A 17412-nucleotide genomic window follows, 5' to 3' on the forward strand; every position below is an offset into this window, starting at 1 on the left:
TTCAATAATTTCTTTGTTACCTTCGTCTCAATTACATGAGATTATTATCATTCATAGGGATCATATTAGTGCTGGGACTTAATTTAGTGCCATGTGGTGATGTTATAGCCTCTCTGAATGGCAATACAAATACCGAACAGGCAATTGCAACTCACCACAGTGAAAAAAGCAATGATGCCTGTACGCCTTTCTGTAACTGTGCCTGTTGTGCTACCGCTTCGGTAACTAAAGAAGCACAGGTTATTGCTACTCCGTTTACCGAACATGTCATTTTGTTTTCTGCGCATTCTGCCGGAAAATTTATAGCTGTTGATCTCCCGATCTGGCAGCCCCCTCAGTTAGTTTCTTAGCCATCCTCATTGCTCTGTTTATGCTTCACGCATGAAACAGGTTATTATTTATTATTTCCATCAATGCTTTTATCAAAGGATCAGACAAATTCTGTATGGAATTTATTCTTTGATATCTCATTATAAATAAGATATGCTAAGTAAGATCATAAAGTTCTCTATTCACAATAAACTGGTGATTGGTCTGTTTACCCTCGCGCTGATTGCCTGGGGTGTATATTCACTGAAACAATTACCGATTGATGCCGTGCCGGATATTACCAATAACCAGGTACAGGTTATTACCTTAAGTCCCTCCCTGGCTACCCAGGAAGTTGAACGCTTAATTACTTTTCCCGTTGAACAAACCATGTCTACCATTCCCGAAATTGAACAGGTACGCTCTATTTCCCGTTTCGGGCTTTCGGTGGTGACCATTGTTTTTCATGATAAAGTTGACATTTACTGGGCAAGGCAGCAGGTCAATGAAAAACTCTCAGAAGCTAAAAACAATATTCCCCCTGGAATCGGAAACCCTGAAATATCACCTATTTCAACCGGGCTGGGTGAAATTTATCAATATGTAATTCATGCAAAACCAGGATTTGAGAAGAAATACGATGCCCGGGAATTGCGTAGTATTCAGGACTGGATTGTAAGAAGACAGTTATTAGGTACTCCCGGAATTGCAGAAGTGAACAGTTTTGGCGGTTTACTCAAACAATATGAAATTGCGATGGATCCCGATAAGCTGAATAGTTATAATTTAAGCATCAGTGATGTTTTTAAAGCACTGGAGAAAAATAACCAGAATACCGGCGGAGCTTATATTGATAAAAAACCCAATGCCTATTTTATTCGTAGTGAGGGCCTGGTTGGAAATATTGAAGATATCAATAAAATCGTAGTTAAAAATACCAGTACCGGAATTCCTGTTTTGGTGCGCGATATTGCCACTGTGCAGATTGGAAATGCAATCCGTTATGGTGCTCTTACCCGGGCAACAGAGAAGAGTCAGGGAGAAGCTGTCGGAGGGATTGTCATGATGTTAAAAGGCTCGAATGCCAATAACGTAGTGAAACAGGTAAAGGAAAAGATTGCAAGGATCAATAAGACACTTCCCGATGGGATAGTCGTTGAGCCTTTTCTGGACAGGAGTGCTTTGGTTGACCGTGCTATTGGTACAGTAGCTAAAAACCTGATCGAAGGTGCATTGATCGTTATTTTTGTACTGGTGCTCTTCCTCGGAAATTTCAGGGCAGGTATTGTCGTGGCTTCAGTGATTCCACTGGCTATGCTGTTTGCCATTTCCTTAATGAATGTTTTTGGCGTTTCTGGTAACTTGATGAGTCTGGGGGCCATCGATTTCGGTTTGATTGTCGATGGAGCGGTGATTATTGTCGAAGCGACAATGCACCTGCTCGGCGAGCGTAAACTGAAACAGGCCATGACACAAAAGGAGATGGATGCTCAGGTTGAGCAGTCTGCGACCAGGATGATGAGTGCAGCAGCTTTCGGGCAGATTATTATTCTGATCGTGTACCTGCCTATCCTTGCCCTGGTTGGTATAGAGGGTAAAATGTTCGGGCCAATGGCACAAACCGTTTCCTTCGCTATTTTAGGTGCATTCCTGTTATCACTGACTTATGTGCCGATGATGTCTTCTTTATTACTGAGCAAAAAATCAGTAACCAAAAAGAATTTTTCGGATCGCATGATGGACTTTTTTCAGCGGTATTATACACCTTTAATTAACGGCGCTTTACGTAAACGTATGCTCGTTGTAGTCTTATCAGCCGTGTTGTTATTGATTAGCGTCGTTATATTTACACGGATGGGCGGTGAGTTTATTCCTACCCTGGAAGAAGGTGATTTCGCTGTTGAAACACGTTTACTGACTGGAAGTTCATTAAGTCAGAGTATAGATAAGGTCAACCAGGCTTCCCGTATTTTATTGAAAGAATTCCCCGAAGTCATAGAAGTCGTTGGTAAAGTGGGGGCTGCGGAAATTCCGACAGATCCGATGCCGATGGAAGCTACAGATTTAACGATTACCCTGAAAAATAAAAAGGAATGGGTAAGTGCGACATCCAGAGAAGAACTCGCTGAAAAGATGGCCAGGGCCCTGGACAAGGTTACCGGTGTTACTTTTGGTTTCTCACAGCCTATTCAGTTACGTTCTAACGAGTTGATCTCGGGTGTAAGGCAGGATATTGGGATTAAGATATTTGGTGATGATCTAGGGACACTGACGGATATCTCTCAGAAGATCGGGAAAATTGTCAATACCGTTGATGGGGCAAAAGATCTTTATTTAGAGCAGGCCACAGGTTTGCCGCAGATTGTGGTGAAAATCAACCGTGACCAGCTGGCCCGTTACGGTATAGACATCGAGACTGTCAATCAGGCTATTAATTCGGCTTTTGCCGGTCAGTCGGCCGGATTGGTCTATGAAGGGGAAAGACGTTATGATATGGTTGTCCGTTTGTCAGAACAGAACAGACAAGGGATTGATGATGTGAAAAATATTTATATCTCAGCACCTAACGGAAGTAAAATCCCACTGACCCAGCTTGCCGCTATAGAGTTTCAGATCGGGCCCAATCAGATCCAGCGCGAAGATACCAAAAGAAGGATCATTGTAGGATTGAACGTGCGTGGCCGTGATATAGCTACTGTAGTGAACGAGATTGAACAAAAAATCAATGAAAAGATCAAATTACCTGCCGGCTATTATATCACTTATGGTGGACAGTTTGAGAATCTGAAAGCAGCTAAGGAAAGGTTATCTATTGCCGTTCCGGTAGCCTTGCTGCTGATTCTGTTATTACTTTATTTTTCTTTCGGATCTGTTAAACAGTCGGTACTGATTTTCTCAGCAATTCCAATGGCAGCTATCGGAGGAGTATTTGCGCTCTTATTGCGCGGAATGCCGTTCAGTATTTCAGCTGGTGTTGGATTTATCGCCTTATTCGGGGTGGCAGTTTTAAACGGTATTGTGCTCATTACAGAGTTCAACCGGTTAAAAGCCAGTGGAATCACCGATCTGAAGGAGATTGTCCTGAAAGGAACGGCACTGCGTTTAAGACCAGTACTGATGACTGCTACGGTAGCTTCCTTAGGATTTTTACCTATGGCATTGTCCACTGCTGCAGGCGCTGAGGTACAGAAACCCCTGGCAACAGTTGTTATCGGTGGATTACTGACCTCTACTATTTTAACTTTACTTGTATTACCCGTGTTATATACATATTTCGAAAGCTTTAAAAAAGGCAAAAAGGAAATTACAACTGCAGCAGTTGTCTTCCTGATGGGATTATCTTTTATTCCTTCAAAAACTATGGCGCAAAGCCAGATCAGCGGCAGACCGGTTACCGTACAGCAGGCCGTTGAAATTGCACTGAATAAGAATCAGCAGGTTAGATCATCCCAGTTACAAATTAATAAACAACAGGCGCTTAAAAGCAGTGCCTTTGATTTAGGAAAAACCAGTGTGAATTTACAATATGGTCAGATTAACAGTGTCAAAAGGGATAATAACATTTCCATCCAGCAGAATATCCCTTTTCCTGGTCTGATGAAGAGCCAGCGTAACCTGTATGAGGCACAGGTTCGCAGCAGCCAGCTTAATTTGTCAGTTACACAAAACGAGCTGATCCGCCAGGTCAAAAGTACCTATGCCCAGCTAAGTTATTTCAAGGCACTCCAGCAATTATACAAGAGTCAGGATTCGATTTTCAGCAACTTTCTGAAAGCCTCTTCACTGCGTTATAAAACGGGTGAAACCAATTTGCTGGAAAGTGCTTCGGCCGAAACCCAGTTGAATGAGGTCAGGAACCAGTCCGAGAAAAACCGTGCTGATATCGAAATCTATAGTGCCGAATTACAAAGGCTGCTGAATACTCAGGAACCAGTTGATGTAATGGCCGGGAAATTAAAGAAAGAGGAGTGGAGCCAGGCTGTTCCAGATAGCCTGACTGGTACCTCTCTGCTCGCTTTACAACAGCAACAGGTTGAAATTGCTGATCAGACTTTAAAAGTCGAACGGGCCAAAGGTGGACCCGATTTTACAGTAGGCTATTTTAATCAATCCCTTATCGGTACGCAGAATATCAATGGGCAGGATCAGTATTTCGGTTCTGGTAAACGTTTCCAGGGAATACAGGCAGGAATTTCCATCCCATTATTTTATAAACCATTTGCTGGCAGGATTAAAGCGGCCAAAATAGAAAAGCAGATTGCGCAAACAGAGTATAAGCTGTTTCAGACTAATTTACAGACACAGTATAAACAGGCAGAGCAGGATCTGCTCAAGAATTCACGTAGTATCGCTTACTATGAGAAAAATGCGTTGCCAAATGTGAACCTGATCCTGAAACAATCACAGATAGCTTTTCAGAGTGGAGAAATCGGTTATATCGAATTTTCGCAGGCGCTGCGGACTTATTCTGATATCCGTTTCAACTATTTACAGGCAATTAATCAGTATAACCAGTCTGTATATACCCTTCAGTATCTAATCGATTTAAAATAATAGCTTAAAAAATATAATAATGAAAAGAGTCATTCCAGTTAAACAAGCCATCTATATATTTGCGATATCTGCTTTATTTATAGTTTCCTGTGGAAATAAAAAAGAGGCGGAGAATAAAACACCTGCAAAAGAAGCACCGGCTAAGGAAGAGGAAAATACTGTGCAATTAAATGAGGCACAGTATAAAACCAGTGGGATTACCCTGGGAAAAGTAGAGCGGAAAGCAATCAGTGGGGTACTTAAAGTGACAGGTTTTATAGATGTACCACCTGAAAACCTGATCAGTATTACCACACAGATGGGAGGGATTGTTAAATCTACTCCTTTATTACAGGGCTCTATTGTGAAAAAAGGTCAGGTCATTGCTGTACTTCAAAATCAGGAGTACGTACAGCTGCAACAGGATTATCTTGAAAATAAAAGCCAGCTGGAACTTGCCGATTCGGAGTATAAAAGACAGCAGGAGCTGGCCAGACAAAATGTGAATGCACAAAAGGTATTGCAGCAGGCAAGATCTCAGTATCAGACCATGTTATCCAGAGAGAGTGCCATCAGACAAAGATTGTTACTCATCAATATCAGTGCAGCGACACTGACACCTGCAAATATCCGCAGTACAATTAATATCTATGCACCGATTAATGGTTATGTAACCAAGGTCAATGTCAATGCGGGTAAATTTGTAAGCCCGAATGATGTGATGTTTGAAATTGTAAACAACGCTAATTTACATGTAGAGCTGAAGGTATTTCAAAAAGACGTAGATTTAGTAAAGAAAGGACAGAAAGTACGGTTCTCATTGCAAAACGAGGCGGAGGAGCGGACGGCTACAGTGACTCTGGTGGGTAGGGAAATTAATGAAGATAAAACAGTTACTGTTCACTGTATTTCGGGTTTTCAAAGCAAAAACCTGATACCAGGGGCTTACCTGAATGCATTGATTGAAACCGGTACTGAAGAAGTAAATGCTTTGCCGATAGCTGCAATAGCAGATTTTGCCGGAAAGAAATATGTATTTACAGAGACTGGCCAGAGCGAGGCAGATAAAAAGGTTAATTATCATTTTAAGCTGATTGAAGTTACTGTTGGCCCGGCCGATGCAGGATATGTAGAAGTTAAATTTCCCGAAGGACTGGATCTGTCAGGCGCTAAAATAGTGACCAAAGGGGCATATGACTTAATCTCAAAAATGAAAAATAGTGAAGAAGATTAATCGTCGATCATATGGAACAGCAAATCACGTTATCTCAGGCCAGCAAAAATAAAGGCCGCCTGAAATTTGTGCTCGGATTTACCCTGTTATACCTTATTGTAGAGGTCATAGGAGGGATTATGACCAAAAGCCTGGCTTTACTGGCTGATGCCGGACACATGTTAACCGATGTAGGCGGGCTGGCCCTGGCTTTAATCGCTATTAATTATGCAGAACGTAAAGCTACCGGACAACGTACTTACGGCTATTACAGGGCAGAAATATTAGCTGCCCTGGCCAATGCAGTCGTTTTGATATTTATCTCTGTTTATATATTATACGAGGCTTATCTGCGTTTCCTTGATCCGCCGAAAGTGGAAAGTAAGGATATGATGCTCGTGGCAGTTGTTGGTTTACTGGTCAATATCGCAGGTATGCTCATCCTGAGAAAAAGTTCAGGCGAGAGCCTGAATATGAAAGGGGCCTACTTTGAAGTACTTTCTGATATGCTGACCTCCGTTGGGGTTATTGTGGCTGGTGTGATTATGCTAACTACCGGATGGTACTATGCAGACCCTTTATTGTCTGCCGGAATAGGTCTTTTTATTTTACCCAGAACATGGATGCTATTGAAGGAATCGATAAGCATACTGCTGGAAGGAACACCAAAGGAAGTAGATATCGTTGAATTGCGCAGAACGATGCTACAGGTAGAGGGAGTTGCAGATTTACATGACTTACATGTCTGGGTACTGACTTCAGGAGTTAATGCCATGACAGCACATGTGATATTAAAAAAAGGTGCTGCTACGAAGCTGGTTTTACAAACGCTTCAGGAGCATATTAAAAATAATTTTAAGATCGCTCATACTACATTGCAGCTGGAAGTGCCTGGTTTTATCGAAGAGCCGACCCATCTCTGACCAGTTCATTCAATATGCCTGTTGGTTTAACCAGGCATATTGAATGATTTATATTGTATATTTATACTAATAGGAAGAGATCCGGTGGATTCTGATTAAATATTTATCTCTTTAATCAATTGATTGTTAGTTTGTTTCTTTCCCTAAAAGTTCGCTATTTTCGCGGACAATTTTAAAAAAGAATAATAACCGGTTATGCTTAATAATTATACAATCGATGAGTCCAAATCTTAAAAAGTTAACAGCAGCGGGTGCGCTGATAACATTGGGAATAATTTTCGGAGATATTGGTACTTCACCACTCTACGTATTTCAGACCTTATTAATTGAGGGAGGGAAAGTAAATGCAAGCCTTGTGCTCGGATCAATTTCCTGTATCTTCTGGACACTGACACTTCAAACTACATTCAAATATATTTTCATTACACTTCAGGCTGATAACAGAGGTGAGGGGGGGATATTTTCACTTTACGCACTGGTCAGACGTTATGGGAAGTGGCTCGCCATTCCTGCGATCATAGGGGCCGGAACTTTACTGGCCGATGGAATTATTACACCTCCGATATCCGTAACCTCGGCTATTGAAGGTTTAAGTCTTGTACCCGCTTTTGCTTCTATTATTGTACCAGGCAATGATGTCGTTCTGATCATTGTAATTACAATTATGATCTTACTGTTCTTTTTCCAGCAGTTTGGTACCGGGGTAGTAGGGGCAGCATTCGGGCCTGTGATGTTTCTCTGGTTTGTAATGATTGCTGTGATTGGCTCTATGCAAATGGTACATTATCCGCAGATTGTAAAAGCCCTGAACCCATATTACGGAGCACGATTATTAATTGATCATCCTAAAGGTTTCTGGCTTTTAGGTGCAGTTTTCCTGTGTACTACAGGTGCAGAAGCACTGTATTCTGACCTGGGACATTGTGGCCGTAAAAATATTCAGGTGAGCTGGATCTTTGTAAAGACTGCTTTAATGCTGAACTATTTTGGACAAGGAGCATGGGTATTAATGCAGCCAGCCAATAAAGATTTTAACGGGATTAATCCATTCTTCGAAATGGTTCCTCATGCTTTCTTAATTCCAAGTATCGCTATTGCAACACTGGCTACCATTATTGCCAGTCAGGCCCTGATCAGCGGATCTTTCACCCTGATCAGTGAAGCGATCAGTATGAATTTCTGGCCTAAGATAACCGTGAAATATCCATCTAATATCAGAGGACAGGTTTATATTCCAAGTATTAACTGGATTTTGTGTGTTGGCTGTATCGCCGTTTCTTTGTATTTCCGTACTTCTGCAGCAATGACAGCAGCTTATGGTTTCTCGATCACGATAGCAATGCTGATGACCACTATTCTGATGTATTACTTTATGCGGTATGTGAAACACTGGCCGGTATGGCTGGTGACCATTATCCTGTGTGTATTCTTATGTGTTGAATTCTCATTTTTCGTAGCTAATGCGGTGAAAATTCTGAAAAGACTGTTCTTCCTGGTATTTGAATTCGGTCTGATATTTACCATGTATATCTGGTTCAGGGCAAGAAAAATTAATAATCGCTTCCTGCACTTTATCGATTTGAAAGATCAGATTCCTTTGCTGACCGCATTGAGCGAAGATCAGGGTGTTTCTAAATTTGCTACCCACCTGATTTATCTGACCAAGGCTAATAATCATAAACAGATTGAGCAGAAAATCATGTATTCGATTTTAAGCCGGAAACCTAAAAGAGCGGATGTTTATTGGTTTGTTCACATTCATCGTACAGATGAACCCTATACCATGGAGTACAGCGTAGAGGAATTAGAGAATGATAAGGTAATCCGTGTCGAATTCCGTCTGGGTTTCAGAATACATCCCAGAGTAAATGTCCTGTTCCGTAAGGTTGTTGAAGATATGGTAAGCCGTAAGGAAGTTGATATCACCAGCCGTTACGAGTCTTTAAGGAAATATCACCTTGCAGCTGATTTCCAGTTTGTGATCATGGAGAAATTTCTTTCTTATAACAATGAATTCAGTGTGAGTGAAGGATTTATTCTGAACAGCTATTTTGCCATTAAGAAACTCGCCCAGTCCGAAGCCAAAGCTTTTGGTTTAGATACAAGTGAGACAAGGATTGAGAAAATACCACTGGTAGTTAAGCCTTTAAGTAATATATATCTGACAAGAGTAGACGCTTCGGCCCCTTATTAGTATACCTGGTAGACTGTCTAATTTAGAATGATTACTGATTTATCGTAATTAAATGTTTTTTAACTTAGTTAAAATATAATTTGAATGTCATGCGATATAAAACAATTGTTACTTTATCTGTACTGTTTACCAGTGTTATTGTTTTAAGCGGGTTTATGCCTCAGGCAGAAAAAAAGGCCAGTAATCTGAAAGTCCTTCCAAAAGATATCAGTCATGAGGATCTGGATAAAATTATGGACGGTTATAAGGCTGCCCTGGGTGTGAAGTGTAATTTCTGCCATGCCCCAAGTAAGGATGATCCTAAACATATGGATTTTGCAAGTGATGCAAAACCAGAAAAGGAGATCGCAAGAAATATGATGAGAATGACTAACCGCATTAATAAGAAGTTTTTTCATGTTAAAAATGCGAATGAGGTAAAAGCTGTGCTTGCGGTAAACTGTGTGACCTGCCATAATGGTAAGGCACATCCTGAAGCTGCTAATTAATAGCTGGCCGATATGATTATTTATACAGATGGCAGGCTATTTAGCCTGCCATCTGTATTTAGAGGTTAACATTTTTCATGCTGAGTTTGGGATTGCTGCAACTAAAATTATTGATATAGCTTCATAGTCGGTTAGGCTTATTATAAATGATAACCATGCTCGCTTTTAATCTGTTGTAGTTTCAGGGCCAGCGATTTTACCTTTTCAGGATATTGCCCGGCGAGGTTTTTGTTCTCGTGGATATCAGCAGACAGATCATATAACTGAGGTTCTTTGCTATTGCCCAATTCTGTTTTTGTCGTCCGGTCATAAGGGGAGCCATTATTAGGCTCAATATATTTCCAGTTATCAATGATAATTCCTAATCCATTAGCATCTTCTACCAGATAAGGCCGGTTAACAATTGATTTTCCTAAAAGCTGGTTAATCATATTGAAGCTATCGTAGGCCTGGTTTTCAGGGATTTTTTGACTGAGGAAAGCAGAAAATGAACTGAGCAGGTCAACCTGGCTGATCAGGGCATCGTTAACACCTTTTTTAACTATAGTTGGCCAGCTTACAATAAAGGGAACCCGTGTTCCGCCGTCAAATGCACTGTATTTGCCACCTCTGAGCGGGCCCGCAGGTTTATGTCCATTCAGCATTTCTTCTGCCTGATCCTGATAACCATCATCGACTACCGGGCCATTATCACTGCTTAACACAACAATCGTGTTTTTGCTGAGGCCCAGACTATCCAGTGTTTTCATAATCCGGCCGACACTCCAGTCAAATTCCAGAATGACGTCTCCGCGCGGCCCCATTCCGCTTTTACCCGCAAATTGTTTATTCGGGGTTCGGGGTACATGGATATTCGGGGATGCGAAATACATGAAAAAGGGTTTATCCTTATTTTCAATGATGAAATGTGTTGCCTTATCGGTTAATTTTTCAGTTAAGGTATAATCATCCCATATGGCCGATTTACCTCCAGTCATATAACCTATGCGGCCAATGCCATTGATGATGGTATTGTCATGCCCGTTAGAAGATAACATCGTTAACAATTCGGGATGATCCTTACCTGTAGGCCAGTCACCCGTCTTCTGATGATAACTAACAGTGATCGGGTCATTGGGATCGAGGTTTTCAACACGGTGACCATCCAGGATTACTGTGGGTACTCTGTCCAGGGTCGCTGGTATAATATAAGATTTGTCAAAACCAAGTTCCAGAGGGCCAGGTTTGATGACCCCGTTCCAGTCAGGGCCACCTTTCCCACCTAAACCCAAATGCCATTTTCCAATTGCGGTGCTGGTATATCCTGCTTGTTGAAATACCTTAGCCAGGGTGATCTGTGCGGTATCAATCAGCAGAGCTGCATTTCCTGGGGCTATACCGGTACCTTTTTTTCGCCAGGCATAAACCCCTGTCAAAATGGAAAACCGGGAAGGGGTGCAGGTGGCACTGGATGCGTGCGCATTGGTAAATCTGATCCCTCCTTGGGCCAGCTGATCTATATGTGGCGTTTTGATCTTTCTGGCGCCATAACAACTCACATCGCCATAACCAAGGTCATCTGCGTAAATAACGATTACATTGGGCCGTTTCTGCTGGGCAAAAGCAGTGTTCAGGGCTGTCAGGGTAATGAGTATACTTAAATAGGATTTCTTCATCAGGTTATAATTTATGGTCGTTTACCCAACTCACTACCCTCTTTTAAGAAAGTAATTAGTTCTTCACCAGTATATAAGGATTTTGATAACATTGATCTGTTATGGAATTGTTTTTCAATTTAGCTAATCCTTCAAAAGAAGCTAATTAAATTTATGTGCAAACGTTTGCGCTGGTCTGGATTTCAATTATGAATACTAATTATTGGTGGTCTTTCAGGTTTGGGGAAACGCAATAAATCTAAATTAGTAAGCAATATTTTTTCTTTTTATAAGTTTATATTTTGAATCCGTATAATGAAAGCTGATTTCAATTGTTCATATAAAAAGAAGATTTAATAAAGTGTTAAAAGCAGAACCTAAAGACAAATCTACAGTAGTTGATATTTTGACAAAGGCCTTTAATGAGAACCGGAGTTTTAATTCTATTATAAAACAGGATAAAAACCGTGTTAAAAGAATAAGGAAGGTATTTGAATATTATTTTGACGTTTGTTCAAAATCTGGATTGGTCTATCTTTCTGATGACAAAAAAGCCTGTGCTGTTGTTTCTTTTCCAGACCAGCTTAAAGTTACCTTTAAATCAATTTTAATGGATATCAGATTGTTGTTTCTACTTGGGTTTAAAAGTGTGAGATTAGGCGTCAGGAGGGAAGCTAAAATTAATAAGGTACATCCTGAATCTAATTTTTATTATCTATTGTTTATTGGTGTTGATCCAGATTTTCAGTACCAGGGAATTGGGAGCAAATTATTAAAAGAGCTGATTACTGATAGTAAACTGCTCGGACGTCCGGTTTACCTGGAAACTTACCTGGAGAAAAATATTACGCTCTATCAAAGATTTGGATTCACCATTTATAAGGAACTGGACTGTGGATTCCCTCTGTTTTGTATGAAAAGGGAGTTTATCTAAATCTGATCAAAGCCCCCCCCCCAAGAATGTCGCATTGAGACCTTTGGTTTACCCAGATTGTATTTTAAATTTGTTTTAGTAATCAAAGACTTATAAAAAAAATAAGGAGAAATATTATGGCAACAATGCAGAAGATTATCTCGAACTTATGGTTTGATAGCCAGGCTGAAGAGGCAGTAAAGTATTATGTCTCTATTTTTAAGAATTCCAAAACCGGGAAAATTTCCCGTTATGGTAAAGAAGGTTTTGAATTTCATGGAAAACCAGAAGGAACTGCGATGACTATAGAGTTTGAACTGGAAGGCCAGACTTTTCTGGCGCTTAACGGAGGGCCTCAGTTTAAATTTAATGAGGCAATATCTTTCATTGTTAACTGTGATACGCAGGAAGAACTGGATTATTACTGGGAAAAGCTGGGTGCGGGAGGCGACCCTAATGCTCAGGTATGCGGTTGGCTTAAGGATAAATATGGTCTTTCCTGGCAAATAGTTCCTACTATTCTGGGTGATCTGGTAACTGGGCAGGATGCTGCAAAATCCGGCAGAATAATGAATGCAATGTTAACGATGAAAAAACTGGATATTGAAGCACTAAAGAATGCATAATTTATGGAACCAGGCCAGAAACAAGCAGTAAATACCGGGCAATATGCCAGGGTAAACGAGCTGAATATGTATTATGAAATTCATGGAGAGGGAAGACCTCTGGTGCTCATTCATGGAGGAGGATCTACGATTGGTTCAACTTTTGGCCGGATACTCCCGGAATTCGCTAAAACACATCAGGTAATTGCAGTTGAGCTCCAGGCGCATGGCCATACGGCAGATATTGACCGGCCTCTGAGTTTTGAACAGGATGCTGATGATGTGGCGGAACTCCTGAAACAACTCGGGATTACAAATACTGATATCTTAGGGTTCAGTAATGGTGGAAGTACTGCTTTACAGCTGGGAATCCGTCATCCACAACTGATCGGGAAATTAGTTGTGGCTTCGGGTATGTATAAAAAGGAAGATCTGTATCCCTGGTTCTGGGAAGGCATGGCAAAGGCAACATTTGCTGATATGCCCCAGTTATACAAAGATATTTATTTAGAGATAACTGGCGACCCCGAAGGACTGATGGCTATGTTTAAACGAGATAGTCGTCGGATGCAGACTTTCGAGTCGTGGAAAGACGAGGATATTCAATCCATCAAAGCACCTGTTCTGGTTGTCACTGCCGACCAGGATGTAATCAGGCCTGAAGGGGCAACTGACTTATTCAGGTTGTTGCCTAAGGGAAGGCTTGCTGTATTTCCTGGGGCGCACGGTGAATATCTGGGTGAGATTCTTGCCATGCGGCATGGGAGCAGGGTACCGGAACTCTTTGTGACTATGGTGGAAGAGTTTTTGTTTGCCGGGTAATTTTAGGTTCCTGACCGGCTAATTTAGAGGTTTTACCGGAAAGTTGTCTATAGCGGTTTGCGTTGCTTTTATCTTCGGTCAGATTAAATTTAAGAAGATGAGGTATACGATTGTTATTCTGTTAAATGCAACTCCGCTATGGTTGAGCAAATCACGCGCTGAAAGAGATGAATTTGTGAATGTTGAATTGCGCCCTGTGCTGAATCATTTTTCGGCTTCCTGTAAAGTCAGTCTTTTTGATAGCGACTTTACGCATGCTAAAGTGTCTGATTTTATGCTTATTGAGACGGATGAACTGGAAACCTATGGATTGATGATGGGTTATCTGAGAGAGTCGGCAACGCTGGCGGCACCTTATTTTGTGATTCAGGAATTAGTGGTGGGAGTAGCGAATAATTTTCGCGGATCTATGGAAATTGCAGACTTGAGGAAAGGATAGGATGTAATTCTAAATTAGCTTTGAATAAGGATCAGAAGATTTGGGCTCCTTACTCAAAGCTAATTTGGTTATACTTAGAAACGGTATCCTATTGACCCTGCTACTGTTCTTGGGCGCATAGGCTCTATAGTAGACCAGCCTTTGTAGTATATTTTGTTAGTCAGGTTATCCATTTTTAATGCAAAATTGAAATGTCCTGTCTGATAATTAACTGCTGCATTTAGTACTGTATAGGAAGGAAGTGTAAATACTCCGGTAGTAGCTCTGTTCAAAATGCTGTTTTTACCCGCATAGTTTCCGCCAAAGCCAAAACCAAGACCTTTTGCGCTACCATTCATCAGTTTGTAGCTGATCCATGCATTGATCAGGTCTTCTGGCCCTGCACTTTCCGGTCTTCTGCCTTCATAATCCGCAGGGCCACTGGTTAACTTACTTTTGTTTTTGCTGTATCCGGCAATAATATTAAAACCAGGGAAAGGATTAGCCTGTATTTCTGCTTCAAATCCTTTACTGTAATTTTTCCCACCTTGTGTATAGTCATTTTCACCAACTGATAAGACAGTATTTGATACCTTAATATCATAATAGCTTAGAGAAGCAGTTAGTTTTCCATCAAATAAATCTGTTTTTACACCAGTTTCCCATTGGTTGGCTTGTTCAGGTTTGAAAACACGGGTAGTGGAAACTCCGTTTACCGAAACGCTGATTGGGGCAACATTGGTAAACCCATTCATGAAGTTACCAAACACAGAAAGTCTGTCTTTTAATATCTGATAAACCAGTCCAAATTTAGGAGATAAGAAAGTTTGTCCGTATTTATCAGCATCAGCAACTCCTTGTCCTCCGTTCACAAAGTGGTCTACCCTTAAACTGAACATTCCTGATAGCTGGGGGGTGAAATTAAGTATATCCGAAGCATAAGCACTGTATACCTGTTGTGTACTGATGGTGTTAGTGTATGTTTTACTGGCAGCTATTAAGGCATCGACACTCTCTTTGGTCAACACACCTGTATCTGTTCCTCCAAGAGAGACAATTCCAGCGGTTACATAATTAGAGCTGTTATTGATATAAGTCCTGTTGAAATAATCCAATCCGGCAACGATGCGGCTACGTAAGCCTGCAATCTGGAAATCCCCGTTAAAATTCTGCTGTATGTCGGTGGTTTCAGTAGTTGTATTCTGATCACTTACAGAACGTCTGAAAGTAGAAGGAACATTTGGATATCCAGGAACTGTGCTGGACATTTCATAAAGATAAGAGTAATAACCATCCGATTTTGCAGATCCCCTTGAAATCAGGGTCTGTGAATTCCACTGATCGGATAATTTATAATTCATTTGTGCCTGCATACTGGCAACAGGAGTTTTGATACTGAGGTTGTTGCTGGTGTAAGATTTCTTAGGGTCATAATTTAGACCGGCTATTGTATTTACTTTTAAGGCAGTTCCTCTGTCCAGGAACAACATGGTTGGATTAGTTCCTTCTGCACTTAAGAATTGGGTATTCAAAAGGAAGGAAAGTCTGTCATTTACCTGGTAAGATAAAGACGGGGCAACGAATCTTGTTTTTTTGAATCCTGCATCCTGAAAGCTGTTCTCGTCCTGGTAGGCTGCATTCATTCTGAAAAGTACCTTGTGATCTTTATCCAGTGGTGTATTAATATCTGCTGTAACTCTGTTCAGGCCGTAACTTCCCGCTGTATAAGTGACTTCGGTTGCTGTTCCGTCATGAGGTTGTTTCGTTACAGTATTAATCAGACCACCATAAGAAATCAGGCTGCTTCCAAATAAGGTACCTGATGGGCCTTTTAAAACTTCGATGCGTTCTACATTCGAAACATCCAGACTCCCATTGGTTAGTCCTGGTAAACCATTGACTAAAGTAGGCTGAACAGCAAATCCTCTCAGAGAGAAATACCCGGCACCATCTCCGCCACGACCTGTAGAAGACCATAATTTGTCGATCCCTGGTACATTTTTTAGCGCATCATCGTAATTTGTGATAACTTGTTCTGTCATTAATTCTTTAGAAACTACAGCATATACCTGTGGGTTTTCAAGATTTTTCAGGGGCATTTTAGAAACTAATGCACTTTCTTTAACGGCGAATTTGTTTGTTTTTCCTCCACTGACCACTACTTCCTTTAATTGTTCATTAGAGGTTGATAGTGTAATGTCATAGGTATAGGCCTGACCTGCTGCCAGTGTAATTTCTTTAGAGATTGGATGTACGCCTACCAATCTTGCAATTACGATGTGTTTTCCTGCCGGAATTTTTTTAAGTGTGTAAGATCCGTTTTTGTCGGTAGTGGTACTGATAATCCCTTTGATGGCAACGGTTACCAATTCTGCCGGGACACCATCAGAAGTGGTAATAGTACCTGTGATGGTGCCGGTTCTTGTCTGTGCAAAAGTAAAAGAATGGAGCAGCAAGATAAAAATTGCTGTGAGATAAACTCTGGGAGTAGAAAAAGTCATTGTGTGTGTTATTTAGATTAATTTTAAATAACAAACATACAGTAGGAAATATAATTAATCGGTCTTTTGTTTAGATTGATTAAAAATAAGACAGTTTAATGACAAAACAACGTAGGGGGTCGTTAAACCGTTAATTCCCGAACCTGGTATAGACAGCTATCTGTAATACATGATTTAAAGTATAGGATTCTACGTGTTTAATATATTGGTTAAGATAACCTGCTTCCAGATCGACCATTTTATTAAAACGATAACCAAAAGCTATGTAGGCACGGTTCTGGTCAAATAGGTGTTGATTGACCTTATGCTTGTTCTGGATGTTCGCAAAGGTTTCGTTTTGTAAAGCTACAAAAGTACCTTTTGTAAAAGTAGAATCTCTGTTCAAAGGGATTACTCCCCTGATGAAATAGCGAAGTCTTTGTGCAAAATAAGGATCTTGCGTAGCAGTGCTGCCTAAAAACCTTTGTTCCAGGCGGAGACGATGAGAGAGTTGTGTATTAGCGCCTACTTTATGACTGTAGATGAATTGTTGAAAGATGCGGTGTTCCGGTCTGAAGGTTTTGGTATCCCCTGATCTTCCATGACTTGCGATATAAGCATAACCTAAATCCAGGTGAGCATTCTTACTAAAATAATAATTGGCGGATGGTCGCAGCAGTACATTCTTTAAATAGTCTGCATGATTAGCTGAACGGAACTGTCCGTCAAAGGAGGCACCCCAGCGTGGAGAAAACTTCTGAGTATGGAACCAGGCTCCCCAGGCAGTGTATTCTTTTTGTTGTGCTTTGACTAAGGGAGTAGCAATTAATTGAAAGGCGAGGAGGTAAAAAACGATTTTGAAGTTCATCAGCGTGGCGGG

13 protein-coding genes are annotated in these 17412 nt (G+C 40.9%); 10 read left to right on the forward strand and 3 right to left on the reverse strand.

Annotated features, from left to right (window positions below):
- Nucleotides 1-35: 35 nt before the first annotated feature.
- The 6 genes from HDF25_RS02900 to HDF25_RS02925 all read left to right on the forward strand — a co-directional run bounded on the left by HDF25_RS02900 (nucleotide 36) and on the right by HDF25_RS02925 (nucleotide 9660).
- Nucleotides 36-350, forward strand: a complete 315-nt coding sequence (locus HDF25_RS02900) for a DUF6660 family protein (RefSeq protein ID WP_184622549.1) — start codon at nucleotides 36-38, stop codon at nucleotides 348-350.
- Nucleotides 351-483: 133 nt separating this feature from the next.
- Complete coding sequence (locus tag HDF25_RS02905) at nucleotides 484-4863, forward strand: CusA/CzcA family heavy metal efflux RND transporter (protein WP_184622550.1); 4380 nt, start codon at nucleotides 484-486, stop codon at nucleotides 4861-4863.
- 19 nt (nucleotides 4864-4882) lie between these two features.
- Nucleotides 4883-6076 carry an efflux RND transporter periplasmic adaptor subunit gene (locus HDF25_RS02910; protein WP_184622551.1) on the forward strand — a complete coding sequence of 398 codons (1194 nt, stop codon included), beginning with the start codon at nucleotides 4883-4885 and terminating at the stop codon, nucleotides 6074-6076.
- 11 nt (nucleotides 6077-6087) lie between these two features.
- Nucleotides 6088-6978, forward strand: a complete 891-nt coding sequence (locus HDF25_RS02915; RefSeq protein ID WP_184622552.1) for a cation diffusion facilitator family transporter — start codon at nucleotides 6088-6090, stop codon at nucleotides 6976-6978.
- A 217-nt stretch (nucleotides 6979-7195) separates the two neighbouring features.
- Complete coding sequence (locus tag HDF25_RS02920; RefSeq protein ID WP_184622554.1) at nucleotides 7196-9172, forward strand: KUP/HAK/KT family potassium transporter; 1977 nt, start codon at nucleotides 7196-7198, stop codon at nucleotides 9170-9172.
- An 89-nt stretch (nucleotides 9173-9261) separates the two neighbouring features.
- Nucleotides 9262-9660: a c-type cytochrome gene (locus HDF25_RS02925; protein WP_184622556.1), complete on the forward strand. Its 399-nt coding sequence runs from the start codon at nucleotides 9262-9264 to the stop codon at nucleotides 9658-9660.
- Between the two features lie 140 nt (nucleotides 9661-9800).
- Here HDF25_RS02925 and HDF25_RS02930 read toward each other — a convergent pair whose 3' ends face one another.
- Entirely contained in the window at nucleotides 9801-11315 is a 1515-nt protein-coding gene (locus tag HDF25_RS02930) for a sulfatase family protein (protein ID WP_184622559.1), read from the reverse strand.
- Nucleotides 11316-11655: 340 nt separating this feature from the next.
- On the opposite strand from HDF25_RS02930, the gene HDF25_RS25925 reads away from it, so the two are divergent.
- The 4 genes from HDF25_RS25925 (at nucleotide 11656) to HDF25_RS02950 (ending at nucleotide 14073) form a co-directional block, all read left to right on the forward strand.
- Complete coding sequence (locus tag HDF25_RS25925; protein WP_184622561.1) at nucleotides 11656-12228, forward strand: GNAT family N-acetyltransferase; 573 nt, start codon at nucleotides 11656-11658, stop codon at nucleotides 12226-12228.
- 125 nt (nucleotides 12229-12353) lie between these two features.
- A complete protein-coding gene (locus tag HDF25_RS02940) occupies nucleotides 12354-12833 on the forward strand; it encodes a VOC family protein (protein ID WP_221450838.1) in 480 nt (159 codons plus the stop codon).
- A 3-nt stretch (nucleotides 12834-12836) separates the two neighbouring features.
- The gene (locus HDF25_RS02945) at nucleotides 12837-13634 is read left to right on the forward strand and encodes an alpha/beta fold hydrolase (RefSeq protein ID WP_184622565.1); all 798 of its coding nucleotides are present in this window, start codon (nucleotides 12837-12839) and stop codon (nucleotides 13632-13634) included.
- A gap of 97 nt (nucleotides 13635-13731) precedes the next feature.
- A complete protein-coding gene (locus tag HDF25_RS02950) occupies nucleotides 13732-14073 on the forward strand; it encodes a darcynin family protein (protein WP_184622567.1) in 342 nt (113 codons plus the stop codon).
- 74 nt (nucleotides 14074-14147) lie between these two features.
- On the opposite strand, the gene HDF25_RS02955 is transcribed toward HDF25_RS02950, so the two are convergent.
- On the reverse strand, nucleotides 14148-16553 hold the full coding sequence (locus HDF25_RS02955; protein WP_184622569.1) for a TonB-dependent receptor: 2406 nt from the start codon (nucleotides 16551-16553) through the stop codon (nucleotides 14148-14150).
- A 130-nt stretch (nucleotides 16554-16683) separates the two neighbouring features.
- Nucleotides 16684-17400: a DUF2490 domain-containing protein gene (locus HDF25_RS02960; RefSeq protein ID WP_184622571.1), complete on the reverse strand. Its 717-nt coding sequence runs from the start codon at nucleotides 17398-17400 to the stop codon at nucleotides 16684-16686.
- Nucleotides 17401-17412: the final 12 nt, after the last annotated feature.

Origin of the sequence: Pedobacter cryoconitis (genome assembly GCF_014207135.1) — a bacterium.
Lineage (GTDB): Bacteria > Bacteroidota > Bacteroidia > Sphingobacteriales > Sphingobacteriaceae > Pedobacter > Pedobacter cryoconitis_D.